Source organism: Paenibacillus sp. FSL H8-0104, from assembly GCF_038050215.1.
Lineage (GTDB): Bacteria > Bacillota > Bacilli > Paenibacillales > Paenibacillaceae > Paenibacillus > Paenibacillus amylolyticus.
On record NZ_JBBOTC010000001.1, the window covers coordinates 446,545 to 470,100 of the forward strand.

Sequence of the window (23,556 nt, forward strand, 5' to 3'; positions counted from 1 at the left end):
ATCGGAAGAATAGAGCGTCTACGATTCGTTAGATTAGGAAATGTCCCGAAAAAGGCTAAATAAGCTTCCCTCAGTTCGTTAGAAATGCGTGGGAAGCTCGTGAATTGATGAGCATAAATGTAGCCCCAAAGGCTCCATATCCACTGCATAGGTGGGTTTAGAGTCTTTGGGGCGCTTTCATTTTTTTCATCTATTAGGTTCTTTCCTTCAAGTTCATTTCTTCATATCTGATCAATCATGGGGTCTCGGTTCCGTCATGCTCCTTCATGTTTCGTATTATCTCATGCCTTATTCTCAGCGCTTCATTCATTCAGTCATTCAATTCATCCGTGCCTCAAGTCGTCTTGCGACAATGGATAGCGCGTAGTTGATGGCAAAATACAATACGGCTGCGAGCAGCAGGGCCGGGATAATGTAATCAAAACTTTGACCGCCAAGGATCTGCACGTTGTGCATCAGCTCCGGCAGAGAGATGATGATCGCCAGTGAAGTATCCTTCAGGAGTGAGATGAACTGGCTGACCATCGGCGGGGACATGCGGCGTAGCGCCTGTGGCATGATGATGCCACCGAGGGTCTGCATGTAGCTGAGGCCCGAGGAGCGGGCAGCTTCCACCTGACCGCGCTCAACGGATTTCAGACCGCTGCGGACGATCTCGGCGATCATCGCGCCTTCGAACAGACTCAGTCCAACAACTGTGGACCAGAAGACGGACATTTTAATCCCGAGCTGTGGAAGTACCATGTGGATGAAGAAAATGATGAGCAACAGCGGCAGATTCCGGATCGTATCCACGATCACTGCGACGATCTGTGACAGAACAGGGATACGGGTAAACCGGATCGTACCCAGCACAGTGCCAAGCACAAAGCTGAATATAATGGATAGCCCTGCTACCTGCAGGGTAATCAGGAATCCATGAAGCAGGAAACGAAGGTTGGGCCACGCATAGGCCCCGCTAAAGTCCATATTTTATTAGCCTCCTTCTGTGTGCAGGAATGGAATATCGAAGATCAATAGATGGGGCATGGACAAGCCAATATATTTCCCTAAAAATCTGCGCAGGTACAAGTCAATCTGTTACATGGTGACCTGACCTGTCGGTTTGTTCTTTTTCGGTTTGCCTTTGGTGCTGCGCGCTTCTGCATCGCTCTGTCCAAACCTGCGCTCCATATAATGCACCAGGAAGCTGAGTGGTAGTGTCAGCACCAGATAGAACAGCGCAACAATGGTGTACACACTTAGCGGCTGGAACGTATCCGAGTTAACCAGGTCGGCAAAATACATAAGATCCATACCAGCGACAACGGCAAGAATGGATGAGTTTTTGACCAAATTGATGAACTGATTGCCGATGGACGGCAGTACAATCTTGATGGCCTGGGGCAGAATGATCAGGTTCATGGCCTGTACATAGGACAAACCTGAAGACCTTGCTGCTTCCAGTTGTCCACGCGGCACGGTCTGAATGCCCGCTCGGATTGCTTCGGCAATGAAAGCGGCGGTGTAGATGGTCAAACCCAGAGTACCGGAGACAAATCCATCCAGCGAGATGCCTAGTGCAGGCAGTCCAAGATAGAAGAAAAACACAACCAGTAACAATGGGATGTTTCGGATAAATTCCACAAAAGCCGTGCCGATCCAGTTCAGCGGTTTCACAGGGGATATCCGAAAGATAGCCAGGATCGCGCCAAGGATAAAGCTGCCAATGAGAGCCATAATGCTCACTTGAATCGTATTCAGGAATCCTTCCAGAAAACGATCCGAGTGTCGCATTAGTACGCTGAAATCCAATGTGCCCATATAGGCGAAGCCTCCGTTCTCCAGATGTAGAAACGGCGATTACGTCTGCTCATGCTTCGCATCCAGCAGACGAATTCGCCGCTTACCTATCTTAATTCGGGTTACTCGGGCTTCGCGCCCAGCCATTTCTCATGTAAAGTGTCATATTCCCCACTGTCTTTCATGCTTTTGAGCAGTGCGTTGACTTCCTCCACGAAGGCAGTGTCACCTTTGCGAATGGCCATACCATAAGGTTCGCTTGTGAAATTGCCACCAACCAATTGGAAGCTGTTATCCGTCTGTTGCATACCGATGAGGATGATGTTATCTGTGGTCAGCGCTTCGCCTTTACCTGCTTTGAGAGCAGTGAATGCATCCTGATAGTTATCGAATTCAAGCACCTCAGCATCCGGGGCTTTCTCGCGAATATTCTGAGCGGATGTGGAGCCTTTCACCGCGAGTACTTTTACCCCGCTGAGGCTTTCCAGGCCGGTAATCGCACTGTCGTTTTTCACCAGCAGGGATTGGCCTGCCTCGAAATAAACATCACTGAAATCTACTTGTTCCTTACGCTCATCCGTAATTGTCATCGTGGCGATGATGATGTCGATGTCTCCATTTTGCAGCATGGGAATACGCGTCTTGGAAGTGACCTCTTTCAGTTCGACCTTGGTCTCATCTCCAAGGATCTGTTTGGCGAGTGCTTTGGCGATATCAATATCGAATCCTTCAACGTTGCCACTTGCAGGATCTTTCAAGCCAAACAGCTTCGTATCGTATTTCACACCGGCGATGAGCTTGCCACGTTCCTTAATCCGCTCAATCGTGCCTTTCGCCTCGGCGTCACCACCACCGCTCGCTGAAGGTGTATCTGTACCTGTACTACAACCTGACAATACAAGGGAGAGAATGAGGACAAGCATAAATGATGGCCATTTCAATAATTTCTTCATGAATAAAAGACCCCTTTCAAAATGGAATAGTGGATTATTCTCAATGATGAATCAGACGGCTCAGGAATTGCTGTGCTCGTTCTTCTCTGGGGTTGTCAAAAAATTCTGCAGCGTTGGCCTCTTCAACAATTCGGCCTTCGTCCATGAAGATGACCCGGTCCGCAACTTCGCGGGCGAATCCCATCTCATGGGTAACGACGACCATGGTCATGCCATTATGGGCAAGGGAACGCATAACATCGAGGACTTCCCCGATCATCTCGGGATCGAGAGCAGAGGTAGGTTCGTCAAAAAGCATGATTTTGGGCTCCATGGCAAGTCCTCTGGCGATGGCTACCCGTTGTTGCTGTCCACCGGACAACTGGGAGGGATAACTGTCTGCTTTGTCGGCAATGCCCACCCGGGTCAGATACTTCATTGCTGTTGCGGCTGCCTGTTCTTTGGGTTGTTTGCGCACCTTCATGGGTGCAAGGGTAATGTTATCGATGACTTTTTTGTGAGGATAAAGATTGAAGTGTTGAAATACCATGCCGATGTCACGGCGGAAGAGGTTAATGTCCACCTTTTTCTGATGTAGAGGAATCCCACTGACGACAAGTTCACCTTCGGTAATGGTCTCCAGGCGGTTAATACAGCGGAGTAACGTGCTTTTGCCGGAGCCGGAAGGTCCGATAATGACGACGACTTCTCCTTCTTCAATGTGAAGATGGATATCCTTGAGGACATGAAAATGACCGAAATGTTTCTGGACACCCCTAAATTCAATCAAGAGTACACCCCATCCTTTCTGCAACGTCTGTGTGTAAAAGGAATAATAAGGAATAAATTGAAACTAGTTATTTAATCATACATAGTCATCCTGCTTATGGCAATTGGTTTGTGATAAAACATGACATAAGTAATGGGTTCCCTAGGGCTATAGCCAGAAAATATGTTATATATCTGTCATGTTATTAAACTCCTTGTGACGAATCCTGACAGAAAAATGAATCTATTCTCCTAGTTTCTTTCCAACCTTTGGAATAGTTGTATAGAGTATACTGAAAGTGATGTTTGATTTATGACTCTGATTAACAAAACAAATAGCATCAAGTTCCACGTGTACATGGCAAGAAAGCTCAACCCTACACGTCATGCCATTGATATCATGGAGTGAGAGAGCGTCCGTATGAACGTTAAGTAAGGAAAGTAAAAGCGATGTATTGACCCTATAACAATTCCATTACATGTAGAGAGGATGATTCTGCACGATGAATACATATCACTCCCCAATGTCGACAGGAGCAAGTGCCCAGTCCGATGTTCGAGCTTATGAAGCCAATTTGCCTGTCATTCCTGTACAGGATTTTCAGCTTACAGACTATGGAGCTGTTGGAGACGGCGTAACAGATAATACGGAGATGTTCCGACTTGCCATCGCTTCATGTGCTGAAGCAGGAGGTGGGAGAATCGTAATTCCTGCCGGGGTATGGCTCACAGGTCCGATTGTAATGCGCAGCCGGATCGAACTACATGTGGAAGAAGGGGCACTGGTTACGTTTAGCCGAGATTTTGATCAATACCCATTAATTGCATCAAGCTTCGAAGGTTGGCAAGTGGTACGTTGCCAATCCCCGATCGATGGTGATCAACTGGAGGATATTGCGATTACTGGTGAGGGGATATGGGATGGTGGCGGGGAGGCATGGCGTCCGGTAAAACGCTCCAAAATGACCACTTCACAATGGAACCAATTGATCGCTTCCGGTGGTGTTGTAGAGCAATCCGGCGGAGATGAAGAAATCTGGTGGCCTACCACAGCTGCACTTGAGGGCGGCGCCATCGCAAATCGATTGCATCAGGAGCAGGTGCGTGATGTCGTTGCCTATGAAGAAGTCAGAGACTTTTTACGTCCCAACATGGTCAGTTTACGGAGATGCAAACGGGTACTGCTGGACGGTCCAACGTTTCAGAACTCGCCTGCATGGAATCTGCACCCCTGGGCATCTGAGCATGTCACCATTCGTAACGTGAGTGTGCGGAATCCGTGGTTTTCTCAGAATGGAGATGGGCTGGACGTTGAATCCTGCCGTCATGTGGTGGTCGAGAAGAGTGTATTCGATGTCGGTGATGATGCGATCTGTCTGAAATCAGGCAAGGATGCCGAAGGTCGTGAACTGGGTCTTCCATCGGAGTACATCACCATTCGGGATTGCACGGTGTATCACGGTCATGGCGGGTTTGTAATTGGCAGTGAAATGTCCGGTGGTGTGCGGCATGTGCGTGTGTCGGATTGTACGTTTATCGGCACGGACATTGGACTTCGCTTCAAAAGCGCACGTGGGCGCGGCGGATTGGTTGAGGACATTCAGATTGAGCGCATATATATGAAAGATATCATTATGGAAGCGATCTCGTTTTCCTTTTTCTATGCAAATCAGGAAGGGTCTGCCCGGGGCAGTGATCTATCTCAGGAGATTAGCGAAGAGACGCCAGTGTTCCGAGATATTCGAATATCGGATGTGGTCTGTGCCGGTGCCGACACTGCGTTGCTTGTGAGTGGATTGCCGGAACAGCCTTTGGATGGGGTGATCATCCAGCGTTACAACGTGCAAGCTCGCAGTGGTATCCAATGTGCTCATGCAAAACATCTGCATATCGCTGAATTGCAGGCGCAGATCACTGAAGGTCCGCTGGTTCATTTGCACCAGTGCAAAGGGGCAGAATTAGAGAGCATTCAGGGCAAAGGTGCAGATGGCCGACTTCTGATGGTGACCGGACACGAGTCCGCAGGCATTGTATGTCGTGAAGGCGATGCTGACACAGACGGTCGTCAGATATCTGTGGGTCCCGAGGTGCGAAGTGGCGTGATCATTCGTAGATAAAAAGTATGTAATAGGGTTTATACAAGTTGGTCCAATTCAGCCGTAGTGGTGCAGCCTATAGATCCAGTAATCGTGATGCCTTTTGATATAAGGAGTACGTAATCTCTGGAGCAAGGCTACCCACTCGGCTTTTATATGAAGTTATCTGAAGATCTACCGGTGTTCCTTGCGATAGCGTAGCGGTGTTGTACCGGTAACCTGTTTGAATGTTTTGTTAAAATGAGCCGTATGTTCAAATCCTACCTTCTCAGCGATCATCTGGACACGCTCTTGTGTGGACAGTAATCTTCGTTGTGCTTCCCGGACACGAACAACCCGCAAATATTCGCTAAATCGAAACCCGGTAAACCGGCTGAACATTCGGCTCAGATAGGATGGACTGATATAAAAACGATTGGCTGCACCCTCCAATGTAAGTGGTTCGGTATAGTTTTTATTCACATAAGTGACAATTTCACTGATTTTGTCCTGCATCGGATGCAAGGGACCGGGGCATGACTGCCGGATGTCCTCCTCTACCCGATGGATACGGATCAAAAGTTGGGCAAGCAGACTTCTTACGGCGATCTCATAGTGAGGGCGTCGCTCTTTGCATTCTTGCAGCATCTGCCACAATATACGCTCCATCTCAGGCTGTTCCGCTTCAGGCAGGCGAAGGAGTCTTGAACAATTAAAAGGCAGCAGACCACATATGCCAAGTTCCATCCCCGTTGCAAAAGCAGGAGAAAAACCGATTAATATCCGTTCGAAGCCGGGAATACTTCCTTTGGAGGTGGTATGTACATCGTGTGGATTAATCAGAATAAAATCACCCTTGCGGGCGGACAGAATCTGACCATTCATGGAATACACTCGTTCACCTTCAAGTAAGTAATACAGTTCGTAGAATGGATGAGCGTGAGGTTGTGGCATACCATTCCCATCATGTCTGCGCATATGTTCAATGGTAAATGAATGTTCACCGATTCGGTATTTGGGTCCAATCCGGTCCTCTATGAGACTCATGGTACAGCTCCCCTCTGCTTCACGGATTAACAACGATATCCATATCATAACGGAACATCCATCTTTTTGTAAACGCTATCATTGGAAATGAAATATTTCTTTAATCCTATCGTTAAATACCGAGAGAATGAATTTGGCATGGTACTTATGTGCTGTCAAGGTGACAAAACTTGAATGATGTTTTAGAGTAGGGGGAGAGAGGCGAAACTCTGGTTAAGGAGTGCCTTCAATATGATTTGGAAGGAAGGAAACAGGTTATGACGACACATGAATTATCGCCATTGGTTGCTGCGCTCAATATGCAACCTCACGTTGAAGGCGGTTGGTATAAGGAAGAATGGAAGGCGTCTTATCAGATTCCACAGTCCGTTCTGCCGGATACATACTCCGGTCCACGATTCTCGGCAAGTTCCACGTATTTCCTGCTACACGCACATGAAATCTCCGAGTGGCATACGGTTCTGTCCGATGAACTTTGGCTGTGGCACAGCGGCAGTCCAGTTGAACTGAAGCTGGGTGGCAATGGGGAGAACCCGGAGAACGAGGAAGTTCTTGTTCTGGGGATGGATATTGCTGCGGGGCAATCACCACAGGTGCTCGTTCCTGCCGGCGTATGGCAGACAGCGCGTCCGCTGGGCGATGAGCCTGTACTGGTAACTTGCGTAGTAGCGCCAGGTTTCCACTTTGATGATTTCAAGCTGGTATCCAAAAGCGAATAGGTTTTAATATGTGAAAATCCCGATCCGAGATGCTCAGTGCATCCGAATCGGGATTTTTTTGGATCGAGCGTATAAAGTATGCTGAGGTCTATGCCTAGTTCAGGGATAGATCATTCCCTTTTGAATAAGCATCACTTTTGGCAATGACTAATCACTTCGGATTCTCGTTACTCATCCAGCTGTCCACATAAAACTCCTCATGATAATCCGGTTGCTGAGCGAGTTCTTTGAGCTTCTGTTCAGCTTCTTCAGCGGTAAGATATTCTCCAATAACTGCTGTAAACTCACCAGTGGACGTTTTGAGGAAAGAGATGTCCTCATCCGGATAGGATTCTTTAATTATACCCATCGATTCTCCAAAAGGCATTGATTCTGTGCGGAGAGAGTATACCTTCCGAGGTGTGACCGGTTTGCCGTCGGAAGTCAGTTTCACTTCCAGGTATCCAGGGTTCTTGAATTCCGTTACGGCATACTGTACCCCTTCTTTTAAAACAACTACGAATCCGACGGAAGAGTCGTCTAAAATCATGGAACCATAAACATCTTTCACTAAAGGCTGGGTCATGAAGTCGGCTTTGACTTTCTCTATATCCATGTAACGTGCACCGCTAAAAGTGAAGAGGATGCGATTCGGTGCTTCTTTGTGTACCACATTATAATGGGGTGCATCATTAGTCTGATCTTGCTCGTCGGTACTAAAATTGATTTTAAGCGTATTTTCGGTTGCTTCCGATCCCACAGTTACACCATCTGTAACTTTGCCTCCATCGCCAAATTGCAACACCTGAACAATAGATCCAACCACAGGTATTTTGACCATGGCGTTTGCGACAGTAGGAATGTTGACTATGAACAGAAAAGCGGCACATGCTGCCAGAATGGAAGCGTAGCGAATGATACGGGAGGAGCTTTTGCGAGCGGCAGCCTTTTGCTGGGCTTGACGAATAACGTCAGTAAGTTGAGCAGGGATTTCAATATTTTCGTAACGATCTTTTCCTGTCATACGTTCTCAACCTCTCCTTCAATCAAATAAAATTTTAATTTTTTGATAATACGATAGAATTTGGACTTAACTGTATTTTCCGGTATGGAGAGCACTTCAGCCATCTCTCGAAAAGGCAGATTCACAAAGAATTTTAATATAATATAGGCTCTTTCCTCGGGGATAAGCCGGTCCAGTGCGTCATATAGATCCATTTTTTCTTCTAGCGACGCCCCTCGCTCTGGAGCTACAAACTCCTGCACATGATCCTCCATATAGGTCACTCGCTGGTTGCGTCGAATATGGTCTATCGCTGTGTTAATCACAATTCGTGACATCCAGGAATCAAAATAAGTCATGGACTCCATCTTTCCATAAGCGATGAACCCTTTATAGACCGCTTCGGATACGATATCCAGCGCTTCTTGTTCATTTTTAACATAGCAGTATGCCAGTCGATATAATTTATTTTGAATCTCTGTTATTTTTTCGCTGAACTGTTCTTCTTTTGTCTTTCTATGGTTCAGTCTAATCACTCCTGATCCCCCCTGATCAACCTAAATATTCAAGTCACCGCTCGTTCCAGGCCTGGATTCTATAGAAGTGCTTGAGTTCGCTTGACACTCGTTAGACTGGTGAGGAGAAGAAATAGTTCTAAACGGTCAAAAAAACTTTTTTTCTTTTGGCCCTGAATAGGATAACGAGCCTCGCCTCCATTCTTAACAACGAATAGTTTGCCTATAACATCACATACCAAAACACCCGCTCTTCTAAGATCGAAGGCGGGTGTAATCGAATTAATTTGCTTATATTAGAAGTTAAAGTTGTCTGGATCAGAACCAAATCGTTTATTCTCGTTCAGACTGTTAATCTGCTCTATTTCTTCCGAAGTTAACTCAAAATCGTAGAGATCGGCATTCGCGTGAATACGCTCAGGCGTAACGGATTTCGGTATGGTCACGATGCCGTTCTGCAGATCCCAGCGCAGAATTACTTGTGCGGGGGACTTGCTGTATTTGGCGGCGATATCCTTCAGCAACGGATGATCCATCAGATGACCTTGTCCGAGCGGAGACCAGGCTTCGATCTGAATCTGATGTTTGTTGCAGTACTCACGAAGCTCTGACTGAATCAATAGTGGGTGAAGCTCCACCTGATTAACTGCTGGTTTTATCGTGGCATCGATCATCAAGTCTTCCAGATGGTGAATCTGGAAGTTGCTCACACCGATCGCGCGGATGCGTCCTTCTTTATGGAGTTTCTCCAGCGCTCGCCATGTGTCTTTGTACTTGCCCTTAACCGGCCAGTGGATAAGATAGAGATCCAGGTACTCCAGTTCGAGTCGTTCCATGCTTGCTTCGAAGGCAGCCAGCGTGGATTCATATCCCTGATCACTATTCCAAACTTTAGTGGTAATGAACAGATCCTCACGAGCTACTCCAGATTCACGAATACCCTGAGCGACACCTGTTTCGTTGTTATACGCTTTGGCTGTGTCGATGCTGCGATAACCAGCTTGAATGGCTGTTTTGACAGCATGAACGACTTCGTCTCCGTCTTTAACTTTGAATACCCCAAAACCCAGCCATGGCATTTTGACTCCGTTATAGAGTGTGGTTGTGTCCTGCACGTGTTTCATGGTCCGAAATTCCTCCTCTTATTGATTCATTGTTCCACTATGTAATTACCCTGCTGTTCAGTAGCCAATCGATATCGAAGGGCCGTCTTGATTGATTATACTAAAATCTGCCTGGTCTTGGAAAAGGGAGCGATCCATTTTACGAAGTAAACGCCGCTATTATCCTTTTTCTTCAACCAGAGGTTTGGTTTTGACGCTTGTGGGTGATAAGATGAAGTATACGAAACATGGAAGTCGAGACTTTGCTATGGAGAATTTACATAAGAAACGAAGAAGTGCGGAATCGGGTACAGATCGGACCGTACGATTAACGATAAAGGAGCAAGAATACAATGGCTAAACCTAAACAAACCAAAAAAGCAGCTGCCTGGTCTCTCGTGGTGATGGGAGCGGGATTTGCTGCATCCTTGCCGTTCCAGGGTGTTCCGGTTGGCAAGTTGCTGGTAGGATCATTTGAAGCGGGACTCGTGGGTGGACTTGCGGACTGGTTCGCCGTTACCGCACTATTCCGTCACCCGCTCGGCATTCCCATTCCACACACAGCATTGCTGCCGAAAAATCGCGATAAAATGACGGAAGGTCTGGTCTCCGCAGTAGAGAATAACTTGCTCAACAAAGACAGCATTACCGAGAAAATTGCAGATTTCAAAGCAGCAGAAACGGTGCTCGATACGTTGACCCGTGAGCTTCACAGTGACGGGATCAAGATCATGATTGATACGCTCTGCAAACGAATTCTGGCTGGTCTGCCGTTAGAGCAGATTGCTCCGCTCGTGGCACGTGAGATCAAGTCACAAGCGGGCGCCTTTGATCTGGGTCCAATTCTGGAACGGGCTGCCCACCAGATGACAGAGCGGGGCTACGACGCCAAAGCGCTGGACTATGGACTGAAGCAAGCCGAGGAGTGGCTGGTTAAACCCGAGACGATCATGTTTTTGGGTGAAAGCGGTATGAAAGCCATCAGCGGCATTCAGATGAACGGATTGATGCAGTTTGCGATGAATGCGTTCCTGGGTTATATGAACGAGGAGCGTCTGGGTGGCATTTTACAAGGATATCTCTTCGATCGGGTAGAGGATATGAAACGTGAAGGCAGCGCTCTAAGATACAAGGTGCTTGATATGGTACGTACCCAGACGGTGCGTTTGGCAATGAGTGAGGCTATGCAAGATGGAATCAACAGCTGGAAGAACAATATGTTGGAGGGCTGGAACGCAGAGGAAACGGTGCTGAACAAACTCACCGACCTGAGAGACAAGGCGCTCGCCGCGATGGAAGATGGACAGTATGTAGATACGTATGCATTGCCTGCCATTGAGCGGGTATTGGTTGATCTGCGGGCAGATGACGAGTTGATGACAGGCATGAATGCCAAGATCGTAAATGGCGTCACAACACTGCTGGAGAAAAATCATTCCAAAATCGGTAAACTGGTACGCGAAAATGTGGACAAAATGGACAATGCCACTTTGGTTTCGATGATTGAGGATAAGGTTGGACAGGATCTGCAATGGATTCGGATCAACGGAGCCGTTACCGGATTTGTTATCGGGATTGCGCTGACTGCGCTGCAGATGGCATTGGCATAACCTAAAAGAGCCACCCTTGAAGTAATGGGGCAAGGCTCTTTTTGTTATGCAAATATCAATGGAGATATAGATACGCATCTTTTTTCTATTTAGAGGTTAACTGCTTGGCTTGCCCCGGCAGATCGTCCGCTGTGACCTCTTCCCAGTGTGTAACACCACGCAGCGTGGATACATATAGTTTCAGATAGGCCCCATTTTTGAGTAGCTTACTGGTGGAGAAGCTTAGTGTTTTTGATTTTCCTTCGTCTGTATAGCCGATCAGTTCATAAGCATATCTGCCATTGTCATCCTTGTTGACTGTAGTCTGATTCACAGTGGTATAGTAGGTTGTTTTGCCGGCAGGGTTATCGGGAGTCAATTTAGCAGGGTCCATGAAGAAGAGCCACAGGCAAGTCAGAATAACGAGTACCAATGCGAGAATAGTGAATGCTTTTTTCATGTTCTTGTCCTCCTTTAATCTCGGTAAATTTAGGACGATGCGATGTCTTTATATTTCAGGCGGCGGATCGACCAGGTAGCAAACAGAAGGATAAAGAGACTGTTCATGAAAAGAAAGACGATATTCTCCGAGGATGTCAGTCCCTTTTGACTCAGAACGCCCATACCTATAGTTAACAAGGAGTAGGGGAATAACATGCCGATTTTCAGCACATACATGCCTAGTCCCAGAAAGACTGCACAAAGGCTGATGCCAATTGGCGTCGCAAAGCTTCTTATCCGGATCGACAACCCTAGTTGCAGTGCAGCAATAGAGATAGAGGCAAACCATCCTCGCAGGCTCCATACGACGGTCTCCATCGGGAACGGACCCGGAATGACGAACAGTTTGCCTGCTGCCCAGTACATGAGCATGAAGAAGGCTTGAGCCGAGAAGATCAATATGCCAACAATGACCAACTTGGCAACAAATAGGCTGGTGACTGACACTGGAGAAGCCAGAATCATATTCCAGTTGCGATTGCTGTGTTCCAGGCGGCATACAAAGGCACAACAGATAGCGATCAGGATGGGCAGGAAGAATTCTCCGTAAAACAAACTGACCTGTGTCCACAGGCTGTACCACCCGTTTTGTAAAGCCGCTTGATTGAAATAAAAGTTAAAGCATCCGATAAGCAGACTGATAATAGGCAGAATGGCCAGTACCAGGCTGATCAGGGAATGCCGAAGTTTAAGCCATTCTGCGGAAATGCTCCTCAGCATGTGTTCCCCTCCTCAAATCTCTTGTCTTGAAGCATGAATATTCCCTGCAAAATAGAAGATGGCAGCCATCAACAAGGCGGCTAAGAAAAGACCGACAGGCAGCATACCCGATACATAGGTACCCGAAGATGCGCTGTAAATATAAGTGACTGGATTCAGATCCATGTAGTAAGACCAGATGAAAAGGTGACGTACACCTGCTGGAAACAACCCCGATGTTGTTCCGATGAATCCGCCCAGCATACCCAGACATAATGCAAAAGCCTGATTGCGTACTGTAAGAGACAACCATTGCTGAAGAGCGGTGATGGCGAGTGTAGTTAGCATTGTGCCTATAGCGAACTGCACAAGCAGGGAAAGTGGCAGCGGACCAGAAATATTTTTGGATAAACCGAAACCGACAATGAACACAGCTTGCGCAAGGATACCATAAAGGATCAGGCTGTTCGCACATATGTATTTGGCTGTGTAGACATGATTACGTCCGGTGTTGGTCGTCATTAGCATCTTCCAGGTGTTCCCCTTATGCTCCATATCACAGATGCGGGATACAACGATAGCCGATATAATGGGCAGAAACAGACCGTTCATGGAAGCGATGCTGAAGATCAAGGCTTCCCAGCTCGCATTGGTTGCACTTCGGGAGATGGAGATACTCATGGACATGGAGGCCCAGATCATCTCAGCGGCTAGAAAAAGAGATAGCATGACCCAGATCTTTTTGCGGCGGATTTTAAAATACTCTAGGGATAGAGCTTTCATTACAGGCTCCGCTCCTTTCCGGTCAGATCCAGGAATATACCTTCCAAACTTTTCTTGTATTCCTCGATACGAATCACAGGAATATCGTGTTGTACCAGCACTTTATTCATCTGCGAGACTTCTTCGTCACGAAGGTAGTCGAACACCAGTTGTTTGCCCTGGACTGTAGGCATGTAGCCTTGAGTCAAAAGGATTTTCTCTGCTCTTGCCGTATCCGTCGTCTGAAAACGTATGGTAGCCTTGTTATTGGCCTGAAGACTCTGCATGCTTCCCTGAAACAGAAGTTTGCCATCACTGATAATGCCGACTGAGGTAGCAATCTGTTCGATCTCTGATAACAGGTGGCTGGATAGCAGGACTGTTATGCCGTATTGACCAGGAAGGGACTTGATCAATTCCCTGATCTCACCGATCCCGGACGGATCAAGTCCGTTCGTAGGTTCATCCAGAATAAGCAGGCTTGGAAAGGCAAGCAGGGCCATGGCAATACCGAGTCTTTGCTTCATCCCCAGCGAATACTGATCGGCCTGTTTATGTTTTTGATTTTCAAGTCGAACAATTTTGAGAGCTTCATCAATATTTTTATTCGGTACGTTCCGTAGTCGCTGCATGACTTTCATATTCTCAAGTCCAGTCAAGTGGCCGTAATAAGATGGAGATTCGATCAGTGAACCTGTCTGATTCAGAATGGAAGGGCGATGTTTATTCAGATCTTTGCCAAACACCTTTACAGTGCCTTCGGTAGGTTTGATCAAACCCAACAGCATTTTTAATGTGGTTGTTTTGCCTGCTCCGTTAGGACCCAGGAAGCCAAAAATCTGTCCCGTCTCAACTGCCAGATTGACCTGATGTACGCGGTTAGTACCGCCATAAGATTTGGACAGGTTATGCGTTTCCACGATGGGGGAACTGTTTATCATTGATCTCAACTCCATTTCACTAATGTCTCTGTTGCTCTAAATATAGATCAGGCTTCTTGCTCGTAGCTGAAGATAACCTTACAATTACCTTAAATGGAAATGGAAGATATAGGATTAATGCCTTTATGATGTATAATAAAAAGGGTGATATCAATGGAATTATTGAAGAATAAGAAAATATTGATCGTAGATGATGAGCCCGAAATACGGGAAATGATTGAACGTTTTTTACGGAAAGAAGGTTTTTTTCGGATCTATACGGCTGGTAACTTCGTGAATGCCTTGGCGGTATGCAGACTTGAAAAGCCGGATGCAGCTATTCTGGATGTGATGCTTCCGGATGGAGATGGGTTCTCTCTGCTCTCTTCGATCCGGTCATTCTCGGACATGCCTGTTCTGTTCCTGTCTGCACGTGGTGAAGATGAGGATCGACTGCTCGGTCTGGGGCTTGGAGCAGATGATTATATGGTCAAGCCCTTTCTGCCAAGAGAGTTGATTCTCCGGCTTATGGCTATTCTGAAGCGGGTATATGCTTCCAATACGGTGGAGAGATTGCCTGTATTTCGTTTGGGTGGACAAACCATTGATCTGGAGAGCGCTGTTGTACAGAGGACAGACAGGGAGCTTCCATTGACAGCTAAGGAGCATGCCATACTGATCAAGTTGTATGAGAATCAGGGCCGAATTGTAACCAGTGATGCTCTGTGTCAAGCCGTCTGGGGAGACGAGAGTTATGGGTATGAGAATACCCTGATGGTGCATGTTCGGCGAATCCGGGAGAAGATTGAGGAAGATCCATCCAAACCGATATTTCTGCTGACGGTACGGGGACTTGGTTATAAATTGATGGTTCAGGAGTCTAGGTAATGGATGGCGTTGTTCGAATTCTAAGAAGGTTCGTCGGATCAACCATTCTGGTATCTGTGGTGCTGTTACTATTCAATCTGATTCTGCTAGGTTCGCTGATCTTCAAGGAAATTCATGAAGGGCCTTCCCCTGGTGCGGTTGTGAAGCAGATGGCTAGTGGCCTGAGCAAGGGAGAGCAGGGGGAATATGCGCTGGACAGCGATGGAATGCAATTGCTGGATACATATCAGGCTTGGGCGATGCTGCTTGATCCCCAAGGTAAGGTACAGTGGAGCGAACAGCTTCCGGCTGAAATCCCGCGCTCTTATAACGTGACGGATGTTGCGAAGTTCTCCCGATATTATCTTATGGAATACCCGGTGTATGTGTGGGAGCGTAAAGACGGATTATTGGTCGTAGGCTACCCCAAGAACACGTACGGAAAATACCAGTTCGACTTTTTGGCAGAGTGGCTTAAGTCATTACCTGTTCGGATCATCCTATTATTGGTGTGTAATGTGGCTCTTGCTCTTCTGGTCTCCGTATTAATTGGAACACGGGTAATCCGTAGTATTCGACCGTTGATCAATGGCATTCATGCGCTGGCAAAGGAAGAGCCTGTTCATGTCGAGACCAAGGGTATATTTAATGATCTGTCTCAAAGCATCAATTCAACATCTCGCATGCTTCAGGATAAGGATGATGCTCTTAAAGCGAGAGATGAAGCTCGATCCAACTGGATCGCAGGCATTTCTCACGATATACGGACGCCATTGTCCATGATTCTGGGTTACGCGAGCGAGTTGGAAGAGCAAGTGGATTTGCCAGCTGAGCAAAAACAGCAGGCATCCATTATTCGTCGCCAGGGTGAACGTCTGCGGTCACTGGTCAGTGATCTGAATTTGGTGTCCATGCTGGAGTATGAGATGCAGCCCTTGCAGTTGAAGTCGATTCGACTCTCTGTTCTGGCAAGACAGGTCGTGTCGGATTTTCTGAACAATGGCCTGGATGAACGTTATCCGATCTCGCTTCATGTTCAGGACGAAAGTCTTCAGGTTATGGGGGATGAGCGATTACTGTATCGTGCAGTAACGAACCTGATACATAACAGTATCAGGCATAACCCGGATGGATGTGCAATTGTGCTGGAAACGAGCCGTTCAGCGGAGGATTTATGTTGTGAGTTTGTGGTATCTGATGATGGGATAGGAATTCCAAAAGAGTATCTGGACGATGTGGTGGTACTCCCTTATGCCGCAGGACGTGTACGGCCCTCCCGCCAGGGACATGGCTTGGGGCTTCCAATGGTATCAAGGATTGCAAAGGCTCATCGGGGAAGGCTTATTCTCACGAGTGACAGTGGGGAAGGGTTTAGAGCTGTATTGCAGTTGCCTGCTACTTAGAAAAACACCTGCCTTGGACAGGTGTTTAAAACTTTATACATGTAACAACGAACTATCGCAATTTTGTCATCGTCATAGTAAAAGTAATGTTTCATGTCAAAATGACGCGAAAATCCAAAGAATGGATTTACAAAAAATAGCAAATTGTGCTAGGATGAATATAGTAAATAATTACATAAATTAAATATTTTGGGATTGTAAAGACTTGAATTCAACCTTGGTGTTTAGCTTTTTTTAAGCTATACATATAAAAAAAATTGAATGGAGGTTTTTTCAATGAAACAATTCAATCTCGAAGCATTGGGAGCAATCGAGGACATCAGTGATGATGAGCTGATGGTCATTACAGGTGCGGTATCTGTAATTGATGTTGAAGCAAGCGGCGGTGTATTCTGTACGGTAAGTCATGAATGTCATTATAATTCGGTTTCGCCTTCTTCTTGGCTGACTTGTTGTTAATTTTTACTCTTATCTTCGGGCACATAGCTGATTTCAGTTATGTGCTTGATTTTGTTATATGAGGTTTTGGGCACGAACCATCCAATAGAAGGGGAGATAAAACGATGAGCATACAGGAGCGGTTACATGACTCCCGGTGGAGTGATGCACTCTACTTAACGGAGAAATACAAGCAGTTTGTGCAGCGATATGCTGCCCAAGTTCCCAATGATCTCTTATTTAGCGAGGAAATTGCTGTTGATATAAATGAAAAAAATATAACTGCTGACGTTCAGCATGGGGACATGCCTGTGGAGCACACTTCCGAGTCGGAAAGGATGCAGAAATGGCTTGAAAAGTTTTTTCAGGACCAGGAGCTATTGTCCAATCGCTTCCGGGCTGAATCCATGAATATGGAGACGGTGCAGGCTATGTTTAACGATACAGGCTTCATGTACGACTTTGTGCAGATGCCTTGGCATCAGGAACTCTGCAGCACATTTCTGGAGAATGAGCATTTGGAGATCGAATATTTTATTGAGGGGAATACGGAAGAAATCCCGTTCTTTGAGTTTTCTAGACCCTTCCTGCAACGATCCATTCAGATCATGACGGACGGCTTGAATGATGGATATGAATGGCTGGACAAACGACGTGTTACTGGGCTTGTTCTGAAGACCGTCTCGGATAAAGTGTTCCACATGTCTGCCAAGACACTAATCTATGAATTAAATAAAGCGAGATTGCAAGATGAATTGAGAGGTGAGGATTCCCGGCAGCGGTATCTGCACTTTGTGAACCAGAACATGCAGTCCAGAGATCAGATTCTCTCCTTACTACTGGAATATCCTGTTCTTGCACGAGGACTTGTCGAGCACACTCTTCGGATCAGTCTGAATATGATGCGTGTTCTGGAGCGGCTGACAAGAGATCGTCGTGAACTGGAATCTTTTTTTGATTTCAAGCTGGATAAGCTGGAGGATATCGTATTTCTCGGGGATTCCCATAACGGTGGAGCTAGTGTATTGCGGTTGGCATTTGCCGAAGGGGTCAATGTCATGTACAAACCTAGGAACATGGCCATCGACACCGCTTTTGCCAGTCTGTTGCAATGGTTTAACGATCAGCGAATAGGATTACCCTTCCGTATTGCCAAATCGCTGGATCGCACCGAATATGGCTGGCAGCAATTCATTCCCTATGAGGAAGTCACCAGTCTGGAGGGAGCGGAACGCTTTTTTGAACGGCAGGGGCAGTATCTCGCTATTTTGTATGCCGTTAATGCAACAGACATGCATATGGAGAACATTGTTGCTCAGGGCGAGCATCCCTTCTTCGTCGATCTGGAATCACTGTTGCATAATCAACCTTTCAAATATGAGGAGGAGAAGGCACACTATACAGCACTGGAGAAGACCCTTTCGATATTGAATGATTCCGTGTTAAAAACGAGCATGTTACCAACGTTGGATTCCAACGCTTTGTATCACAGTGATCTGAGCGGACTTGCAGGGGATGTGGATCAGGTACTCAATACGTATGAGATTCATGATAAAAACACCGATACCATGAGAATCCAACGAAGCAAGGTGAGTGTGAGTCGATTTAGTCATTTGCCTTCATATGAACATACACCCATTAAACCTGAGCGATATATCCAAAGTTTGAAGGAGGGTTTCTATCGCATATACAGTGCTATTATGGAGCAAAAGGAGTCATTTATCTCAACAGTCCGCAATGACTTCCATGGTTGTGCTGTACGTACCATTGTTCGTCCGACCGTTACGTATTTTACGCTGATTGAAGCCAGTTCCCATCCGAAATATCTCAGAGACGGGTTGGATAAGAATCTGTTGTTCGACATGATGTGGATGATTGTGCGGCAGGATCGTGATCGTGAAAAACTGGTGAGATATGAGTGCCATGATCTATTGCACGGCGATGTACCCATGTTCCAGACGTTTATCGGTGAGCAAATGTTGTTCCACCACTACGACAACCAAGCGATTGACGGCGTGTTTTCCTCCGATATTTTAACGCAGACCGCGGATAAAGTGCAGGCGATGAATCCCAAAGACATGGATATGCAATGGGAGTTTACCGAGCGTACAATTCAGACTAAATATGTCCTGGAACGCTCATTCGCCATGGAGAAAAGCACGGAAAGCGTCCGACCGGAAATATTGAATGAACATCAAATACACATGACCAAAGAAGAATATTTGCAAGAAGCCGTGAGGATTGGGGAGTACATAAAAGATATTGCTATTATGGGAGATGAAGGTCTTTCGGTGTCATGGATCAGTATGGGTATGGATGCAGACGAGAAGCTGATCTACAAATCTTCCGAGTTGGGGTTATATAACGGGGTAACCGGTATTGCCTATTTCTATCTGTATCTGAGTCAGGAGACAGGTGACCACAAATATATGCAGATGGTTAATCTGTGCATTCAGACTGCCTGGGAAATGATTCGCAAAAACATCGACAAAAACATCTCATTGTTCACTGGCTACGGGTCGCTTCTCTATCTGCTGGTGCATAAAGCTAACGTATGTTCCGAGCCGGGGATCAACCCGGATACGCTGGAATTACTCGATATCTTGGACGATATGATTGATAGTGATCAGCAATTGGATGTGATCTCAGGTTGTGCGGGCACATTGATGGCATGTGTAGACATGTATACGAGCTTCCAATCGCAAAAAGCGCTGGATGTGGCTGTGCGATGCGCAGACCGATTGCTGGATCTTGCCCAGCCGATGGATCAAGGTATGGCTTGGGTGACGTCAGCGATCAATAAAACGCCACTTAGCGGTATTGCACATGGCAACGCAGGTATCTGTCTGAGTCTGGCTCGTCTATACAGTGCTACAGGCAACAAAGCCTATCTTGAAACTTGTATGGAAGGACTGAAGTATGAGGAAGCCCTCTACAGCCCTGAAGTAAACAATTGGAAAGATCTGCGGTTCACCGATGGCAACATGCCGGAAGAACACTATGTTATGTACTGGTGTAATGGCGCACCCGGTCTAGGGATCGCCCGCGTAGGGATAGCGCAGCAATTGAGGTCATTGGGAGCTATGGATACGATAGAGACAGATATCCGCAGGGCGTTAGCCAAGACGATGGAAGAAGGGTTTACAGAAGTTAGCTATTCGCTCTGCCATGGGGATATGGGCAATCTGGAGCTGTTCCTTCTCGCAGCCGATTACTTGCAGGATGAAGAGTTGAAAGAGTTCTCGGTTCAGATGGCAAATTACATTGTGACACAGGTGAGACGTGATAACCATCATTGGAGATGCGGCATTCCGGGTCGTCAGCAAATCCCAGGACTGATGCTAGGGCTTGCCGGAATTGGATATCAATTGCTCCGACTGTACAATCGTGACCTGCCTTCAGTACTGATGATGGAAGGACCAAAGGGCAAGGGGATAAGGGATATGGCTCAGACATACGCTATGGAAACGGCGTCCGCTCAGCAGCAGATGACTACTATGGAGCAGTCATCCCATATGGGGCAACATCATGCCTGAACGGCCTGTATTCCGTCTGCGCCGGAAGAGACAACGCAAAATCCCTGTCAAACTGCAAATGAATCAATATGATTGTGGTCCCAGTTGCTTGCACATGTTACTCGCATATCATGGCTATGAAGCTGATTTCACCGATCTGAGGGAACGTTTTGCAATGCTGGGAAACGGCAGGGATGGTAGCTCCATGCTCAAAATGAAAGAGGTTGCTCAGACCTATCACTTGAAAGGGATAGCCAAAAAAGCGCCTGTTGAATCACTTAACAATGATTTTCTGCCAGTCATTTGTTTCTGGGAGGACAATCATTTTGTCGTGCTTGAGCGGATCAAGACGAGTGGGCACTTCATTATTGTTGATCCGGCTTTGGGAAGGCTGGTTATCAGTGCGCAGGAGTTTGCGGAGAAATATTCAGGTATTTTTTTGCTCGTATATCCGGATGAGGGCTTTGTACCCTTGTCCGAGAAAAAGATTAGTAAAGTGGCGTACTTCAAGGATTTGATTCGCAGTAACAAAAAATATTTTGGTTGGACCGTTCTACTTGCTCTGGGGCTGCAATTGGTTTCGGTGGCCTTTCCGTTCTTGATGCAGGTTTCGATTGATGCGGCCACTAGCGGTGAGGGCTACTCGTTATTTCCTGTCCTGATCACCAGCATTGTGCTGTTAACCCTATTTCAGATCGGTTTCAGTTATATGAAGGATATGTGCATCGTACGGCTTCAGGAATTGTTGGATTCCCAACTGACGACAAACTTTGTCTCTCATATGCTCAAACTGCCTTATCAATATTTTGAAATTCGTTCGCGCGGGGATTTGATGCTGCGGATTAATAGCAATACGACCATTCGAGAGATTTTGTCCCAGAAGATGATCTCTACGCTGATCAATCTATTTTTAATTGTTGTGACCTTCACGTACATTGTAATCCAGTCCCGTTTGATCGCTTTTACACTGCTTGGTGTTGGACTGGTTCAAATTCTTGTTTTTGTATACACACGTAGCAGATTCAAGAAACTGACACAGACCCAAATTGTTGCCCAAAGTTTGGCTGGATCATTCATGACGGAAGTGTTGGAAGGCATCTCGACCATCAAATCACTTGGGATTGAAGAGCGTACCGGGGAAAAATGGAGAGCACTATTCATGCGTCAGCTTGCAACGGTCAAGGAAAAAGCTATTTTTCAGACAAGAGTAAATACCGTGACGAATACGCTGAGTTTTATGACTCCGATGCTCATTCTGCTGGTGGGACTATATCAGATTATGCAGGGGAATATGACACTTGGTATGCTCGTTTCATTCCAGTCCCTGGCCGCGCTGTTTCTGGGGCCGCTGAACTCGCTTGCTTTGATGCTGAACGAGTTCGTGATGGCGGATGCGCTGCTGGATCGTATCTATGATGTCATTCAAGCCGAGGAAAGTAATAAATTCAAGAAGAAAACACCGACCCTCCGAGATGTAAAGCTGAATGGGGATATTACAATTGATCAGGTCAGTTTCAGGTATACCGACTACGGGGAAGATGTGCTGAAAAATATTAATATTACGATTAAAGCAGGCCAAAGGGTCGCTCTGGTTGGCAAATCAGGCTCAGGAAAGAGTACCTTGGCGAAATTGCTGGTAGGGCTGTATACGCCCACACAGGGTAATATCTATTTTGACGGCGTGGTTGTAGAAGAACTGGAGCAGCAGGATATTCGTAGCCAGATCAGTATCGTGCTTCAGGATAACTTTGTGTTTAACAACACCGTGTATGACAACATCAGGCTACATGCAGAGGGTTCAACGCTGGAGGATGTAATGTTCGCAGCGAAGCTGGCGGATATTCATGACGATATTGAGAAGATGCCAATGAAGTATAACACACTGATCTCTGAAGCGGGTTCGAATCTTTCTGGAGGGCAGAAGCAACGTGTCGCTCTCGCGCGAGCATTGGTAAGCAGACCCAAAGTTCTTCTGTTGGATGAGGCAACTAGTGCTTTGGATACTGTTACAGAAGCGACGATTGCCCATAATCTGAATATGTTGAAATGCACCCAGATTATCATTGCTCACAGACTCAGTACCATTCGAAGCGCGGACACCATATATGTACTGGATCAGGGTGTACTCGTGGATGCTGGAACACATGATGAATTGATTGGACGGTGTAAATCCTACAATGGTCTCGTGTGTGAACAACTGGACGAAACCGGGGCCAGACAGTATGGATGAGGCTAGTGAGGATGATGTTGACGGAAGACAAAAGGCTTTCTTTTCTACACAATATGTGTTGAAGAGAATGCTTTTTTGTTATATATGGAAAATCCGAGAAGCTAAACTGATGCAAAATTCAGGAAATCGGGTAATATACACGCGAACACGCGTATGAATCATATTAGGAAGAAAGATACATAAAAACGATGCTCTCAGCCGATGTGGTCATGTTGATTTTGTACTATGATTCAGTTAACAGAAGCAGAAGGCATGGGTGAATGATCCTGATTCATTGGGTGCACATATACATTGAAATCATAAGAAGAAGGTGATTGGTATGAGGCCAATACAAAAAAAGGTATGTGTATTCTTACTAATTGTGCTATCTATCTTTATTTTGGGAGGCTGTCAGAACATGAAAGAAAGTGAGAAACAGGCACTTTTTCAAGAAGCAGAAGCAAAAGCGGTCAAATATTTCAAAGACAAGTATGAGATGAACGTTGTCATTACAAGCAAGGAGTTGCTACCCGAAATGGCACTGGACTCGATTGCAATGGAAGGGCATGTAGTAAAGCAGGAGGATCAGGAGTTCACTATTTCCTATGACTATAATGATAAAAAAATCAAAAATTTTGGAATGAGCCCTGCCATCAAGGCAGCCATCATTGAGAAAGGCTACGATCCTTTTGCCAAGTAGATTGTATTGAATTTTGGGAGGTGAACATAA

The 23,556-nt window shown here is 46.3% G+C and carries 21 protein-coding genes; 9 read left to right on the forward strand and 12 right to left on the reverse strand.

The features are described from left to right. Positions 1-318 precede the first annotated feature (318 nt). From NST38_RS02135 to NST38_RS02150, 4 genes are all read right to left on the reverse strand, one after another. A complete protein-coding gene (locus tag NST38_RS02135) occupies positions 319-969 on the reverse strand; it encodes an amino acid ABC transporter permease (protein WP_076253898.1) in 651 nt (216 codons plus the stop codon). Between the two features lie 111 nt (positions 970-1,080). Further along, positions 1,081-1,803, reverse strand: a complete 723-nt coding sequence (locus NST38_RS02140) for an amino acid ABC transporter permease (RefSeq protein ID WP_076253897.1) — start codon at positions 1,801-1,803, stop codon at positions 1,081-1,083. 101 nt (positions 1,804-1,904) lie between these two features. Continuing rightward, positions 1,905-2,735: a transporter substrate-binding domain-containing protein gene (locus NST38_RS02145; RefSeq protein ID WP_036673119.1), complete on the reverse strand. Its 831-nt coding sequence runs from the start codon at positions 2,733-2,735 to the stop codon at positions 1,905-1,907. A 40-nt stretch (positions 2,736-2,775) separates the two neighbouring features. Then, positions 2,776-3,504, reverse strand: a complete 729-nt coding sequence (locus NST38_RS02150) for an amino acid ABC transporter ATP-binding protein (protein WP_051449904.1) — start codon at positions 3,502-3,504, stop codon at positions 2,776-2,778. Between the two features lie 481 nt (positions 3,505-3,985). Between NST38_RS02150 and NST38_RS02155 the strand changes: the two genes are divergently transcribed. Further along, positions 3,986-5,599 (forward strand): glycoside hydrolase family 28 protein, encoded by a 1,614-nt coding sequence (locus tag NST38_RS02155; protein ID WP_083685047.1) that lies wholly within the window; start codon positions 3,986-3,988, stop codon positions 5,597-5,599. Positions 5,600-5,752: 153 nt separating this feature from the next. On the opposite strand, the gene NST38_RS02160 is transcribed toward NST38_RS02155, so the two are convergent. After that, positions 5,753-6,604: an AraC family transcriptional regulator gene (locus NST38_RS02160; RefSeq protein ID WP_036616653.1), complete on the reverse strand. Its 852-nt coding sequence runs from the start codon at positions 6,602-6,604 to the stop codon at positions 5,753-5,755. A 257-nt stretch (positions 6,605-6,861) separates the two neighbouring features. Here NST38_RS02160 and NST38_RS02165 point away from each other — a divergent pair, with 257 nt between their 5' ends. Then, positions 6,862-7,323, forward strand: a complete 462-nt coding sequence (locus tag NST38_RS02165) for a cupin domain-containing protein (protein ID WP_017691032.1) — start codon at positions 6,862-6,864, stop codon at positions 7,321-7,323. Positions 7,324-7,474: 151 nt separating this feature from the next. On the opposite strand, the gene NST38_RS02170 is transcribed toward NST38_RS02165, so the two are convergent. From NST38_RS02170 to NST38_RS02180, 3 genes are all read right to left on the reverse strand, one after another. Then, the gene (locus NST38_RS02170; RefSeq protein ID WP_036616655.1) at positions 7,475-8,326 is read right to left on the reverse strand and encodes a DUF4179 domain-containing protein; all 852 of its coding nucleotides are present in this window, start codon (positions 8,324-8,326) and stop codon (positions 7,475-7,477) included. After that, complete coding sequence (locus tag NST38_RS02175) at positions 8,323-8,841, reverse strand: sigma-70 family RNA polymerase sigma factor (RefSeq protein WP_036616657.1); 519 nt, start codon at positions 8,839-8,841, stop codon at positions 8,323-8,325. The genes NST38_RS02170 and NST38_RS02175 overlap by 4 nt, the downstream gene beginning before the upstream one ends. A gap of 275 nt (positions 8,842-9,116) precedes the next feature. Then, on the reverse strand, positions 9,117-9,944 hold the full coding sequence (locus NST38_RS02180; protein ID WP_036616658.1) for an aldo/keto reductase: 828 nt from the start codon (positions 9,942-9,944) through the stop codon (positions 9,117-9,119). 332 nt (positions 9,945-10,276) lie between these two features. On the opposite strand from NST38_RS02180, the gene NST38_RS02185 reads away from it, so the two are divergent. Then, entirely contained in the window at positions 10,277-11,533 is a 1,257-nt protein-coding gene (locus NST38_RS02185; protein WP_076253896.1) for a DUF445 domain-containing protein, read from the forward strand. Between the two features lie 85 nt (positions 11,534-11,618). On the opposite strand, the gene NST38_RS02190 is transcribed toward NST38_RS02185, so the two are convergent. The 4 genes from NST38_RS02190 to NST38_RS02205 are packed head-to-tail and all read right to left on the reverse strand — an operon-like array spanning position 11,619 to position 14,415. Then, positions 11,619-11,972, reverse strand: coding sequence for a YxeA family protein (locus NST38_RS02190; protein WP_036616662.1), 354 nt, complete (start codon positions 11,970-11,972; stop codon positions 11,619-11,621). A 29-nt stretch (positions 11,973-12,001) separates the two neighbouring features. Then, positions 12,002-12,733, reverse strand: coding sequence for an ABC transporter permease (locus NST38_RS02195; RefSeq protein ID WP_076253895.1), 732 nt, complete (start codon positions 12,731-12,733; stop codon positions 12,002-12,004). Positions 12,734-12,745: 12 nt separating this feature from the next. Continuing rightward, positions 12,746-13,495, reverse strand: a complete 750-nt coding sequence (locus tag NST38_RS02200) for an ABC transporter permease (RefSeq protein WP_036673138.1) — start codon at positions 13,493-13,495, stop codon at positions 12,746-12,748. Then, positions 13,495-14,415: an ABC transporter ATP-binding protein gene (locus tag NST38_RS02205; RefSeq protein WP_370511453.1), complete on the reverse strand. Its 921-nt coding sequence runs from the start codon at positions 14,413-14,415 to the stop codon at positions 13,495-13,497. Before NST38_RS02205 ends, NST38_RS02200 begins: the two co-directional genes overlap by 1 nt. Before the next feature lie 153 nt (positions 14,416-14,568). Here NST38_RS02205 and NST38_RS02210 point away from each other — a divergent pair, with 153 nt between their 5' ends. From NST38_RS02210 to NST38_RS02235, 6 genes are all read left to right on the forward strand, one after another. After that, on the forward strand, positions 14,569-15,282 hold the full coding sequence (locus NST38_RS02210; RefSeq protein ID WP_036616668.1) for a response regulator transcription factor: 714 nt from the start codon (positions 14,569-14,571) through the stop codon (positions 15,280-15,282). After that, entirely contained in the window at positions 15,282-16,664 is a 1,383-nt protein-coding gene (locus tag NST38_RS02215) for a sensor histidine kinase (protein WP_036616670.1), read from the forward strand. Before NST38_RS02210 ends, NST38_RS02215 begins: the two co-directional genes overlap by 1 nt. A gap of 276 nt (positions 16,665-16,940) precedes the next feature. Further along, a complete protein-coding gene (locus tag NST38_RS02220) occupies positions 16,941-17,123 on the forward strand; it encodes a type A2 lanthipeptide (RefSeq protein WP_036616672.1) in 183 nt (60 codons plus the stop codon). 104 nt (positions 17,124-17,227) lie between these two features. Beyond that, positions 17,228-20,638: a type 2 lanthipeptide synthetase LanM family protein gene (locus tag NST38_RS02225; RefSeq protein ID WP_076253894.1), complete on the forward strand. Its 3,411-nt coding sequence runs from the start codon at positions 17,228-17,230 to the stop codon at positions 20,636-20,638. After that, a complete protein-coding gene (locus NST38_RS02230) occupies positions 20,631-22,847 on the forward strand; it encodes a peptidase domain-containing ABC transporter (protein ID WP_076253893.1) in 2,217 nt (738 codons plus the stop codon). Before NST38_RS02225 ends, NST38_RS02230 begins: the two co-directional genes overlap by 8 nt. A 397-nt stretch (positions 22,848-23,244) precedes the next feature. After that, positions 23,245-23,526 carry a hypothetical protein gene (locus tag NST38_RS02235; protein ID WP_076253892.1) on the forward strand — a complete coding sequence of 94 codons (282 nt, stop codon included), beginning with the start codon at positions 23,245-23,247 and terminating at the stop codon, positions 23,524-23,526. Positions 23,527-23,556 lie beyond the last annotated feature (30 nt).

Excerpts from the sequence above, each read along its gene's own strand:
- NST38_RS02170 (WP_036616655.1), bottom strand. The coding sequence starts at position 8,326 with ATGACAGGAAAAGATCGTTACGAAAATATTGAAATCCCTGCTCAACTT.
- NST38_RS02145 (WP_036673119.1), bottom strand. The coding sequence starts at position 2,735 with ATGAAGAAATTATTGAAATGGCCATCATTTATGCTTGTCCTCATTCTC.
- NST38_RS02225 (WP_076253894.1), top strand. The coding sequence starts at position 17,228 with ATGAGCATACAGGAGCGGTTACATGACTCCCGGTGGAGTGATGCACTC.
- NST38_RS02235 (WP_076253892.1), top strand. The coding sequence starts at position 23,245 with ATGAAAGAAAGTGAGAAACAGGCACTTTTTCAAGAAGCAGAAGCAAAA.
- NST38_RS02165 (WP_017691032.1), top strand. The coding sequence starts at position 6,862 with ATGACGACACATGAATTATCGCCATTGGTTGCTGCGCTCAATATGCAA.
- NST38_RS02200 (WP_036673138.1), bottom strand. The coding sequence starts at position 13,495 with ATGAAAGCTCTATCCCTAGAGTATTTTAAAATCCGCCGCAAAAAGATC.
- NST38_RS02205 (WP_370511453.1), bottom strand. The coding sequence starts at position 14,415 with ATGATAAACAGTTCCCCCATCGTGGAAACGCATAACCTGTCCAAATCT.
- NST38_RS02215 (WP_036616670.1), top strand. The coding sequence starts at position 15,282 with ATGGATGGCGTTGTTCGAATTCTAAGAAGGTTCGTCGGATCAACCATT.
- NST38_RS02190 (WP_036616662.1), bottom strand. The coding sequence starts at position 11,972 with ATGAAAAAAGCATTCACTATTCTCGCATTGGTACTCGTTATTCTGACT.
- NST38_RS02180 (WP_036616658.1), bottom strand. The coding sequence starts at position 9,944 with ATGAAACACGTGCAGGACACAACCACACTCTATAACGGAGTCAAAATG.
- NST38_RS02210 (WP_036616668.1), top strand. The coding sequence starts at position 14,569 with ATGGAATTATTGAAGAATAAGAAAATATTGATCGTAGATGATGAGCCC.
- NST38_RS02155 (WP_083685047.1), top strand. The coding sequence starts at position 3,986 with ATGAATACATATCACTCCCCAATGTCGACAGGAGCAAGTGCCCAGTCC.
- NST38_RS02195 (WP_076253895.1), bottom strand. The coding sequence starts at position 12,733 with ATGCTGAGGAGCATTTCCGCAGAATGGCTTAAACTTCGGCATTCCCTG.
- NST38_RS02185 (WP_076253896.1), top strand. The coding sequence starts at position 10,277 with ATGGCTAAACCTAAACAAACCAAAAAAGCAGCTGCCTGGTCTCTCGTG.
- NST38_RS02140 (WP_076253897.1), bottom strand. The coding sequence starts at position 1,803 with ATGGGCACATTGGATTTCAGCGTACTAATGCGACACTCGGATCGTTTT.
- NST38_RS02230 (WP_076253893.1), top strand. The coding sequence starts at position 20,631 with ATGCCTGAACGGCCTGTATTCCGTCTGCGCCGGAAGAGACAACGCAAA.
- NST38_RS02135 (WP_076253898.1), bottom strand. The coding sequence starts at position 969 with ATGGACTTTAGCGGGGCCTATGCGTGGCCCAACCTTCGTTTCCTGCTT.
- NST38_RS02220 (WP_036616672.1), top strand. The coding sequence starts at position 16,941 with ATGAAACAATTCAATCTCGAAGCATTGGGAGCAATCGAGGACATCAGT.
- NST38_RS02160 (WP_036616653.1), bottom strand. The coding sequence starts at position 6,604 with ATGAGTCTCATAGAGGACCGGATTGGACCCAAATACCGAATCGGTGAA.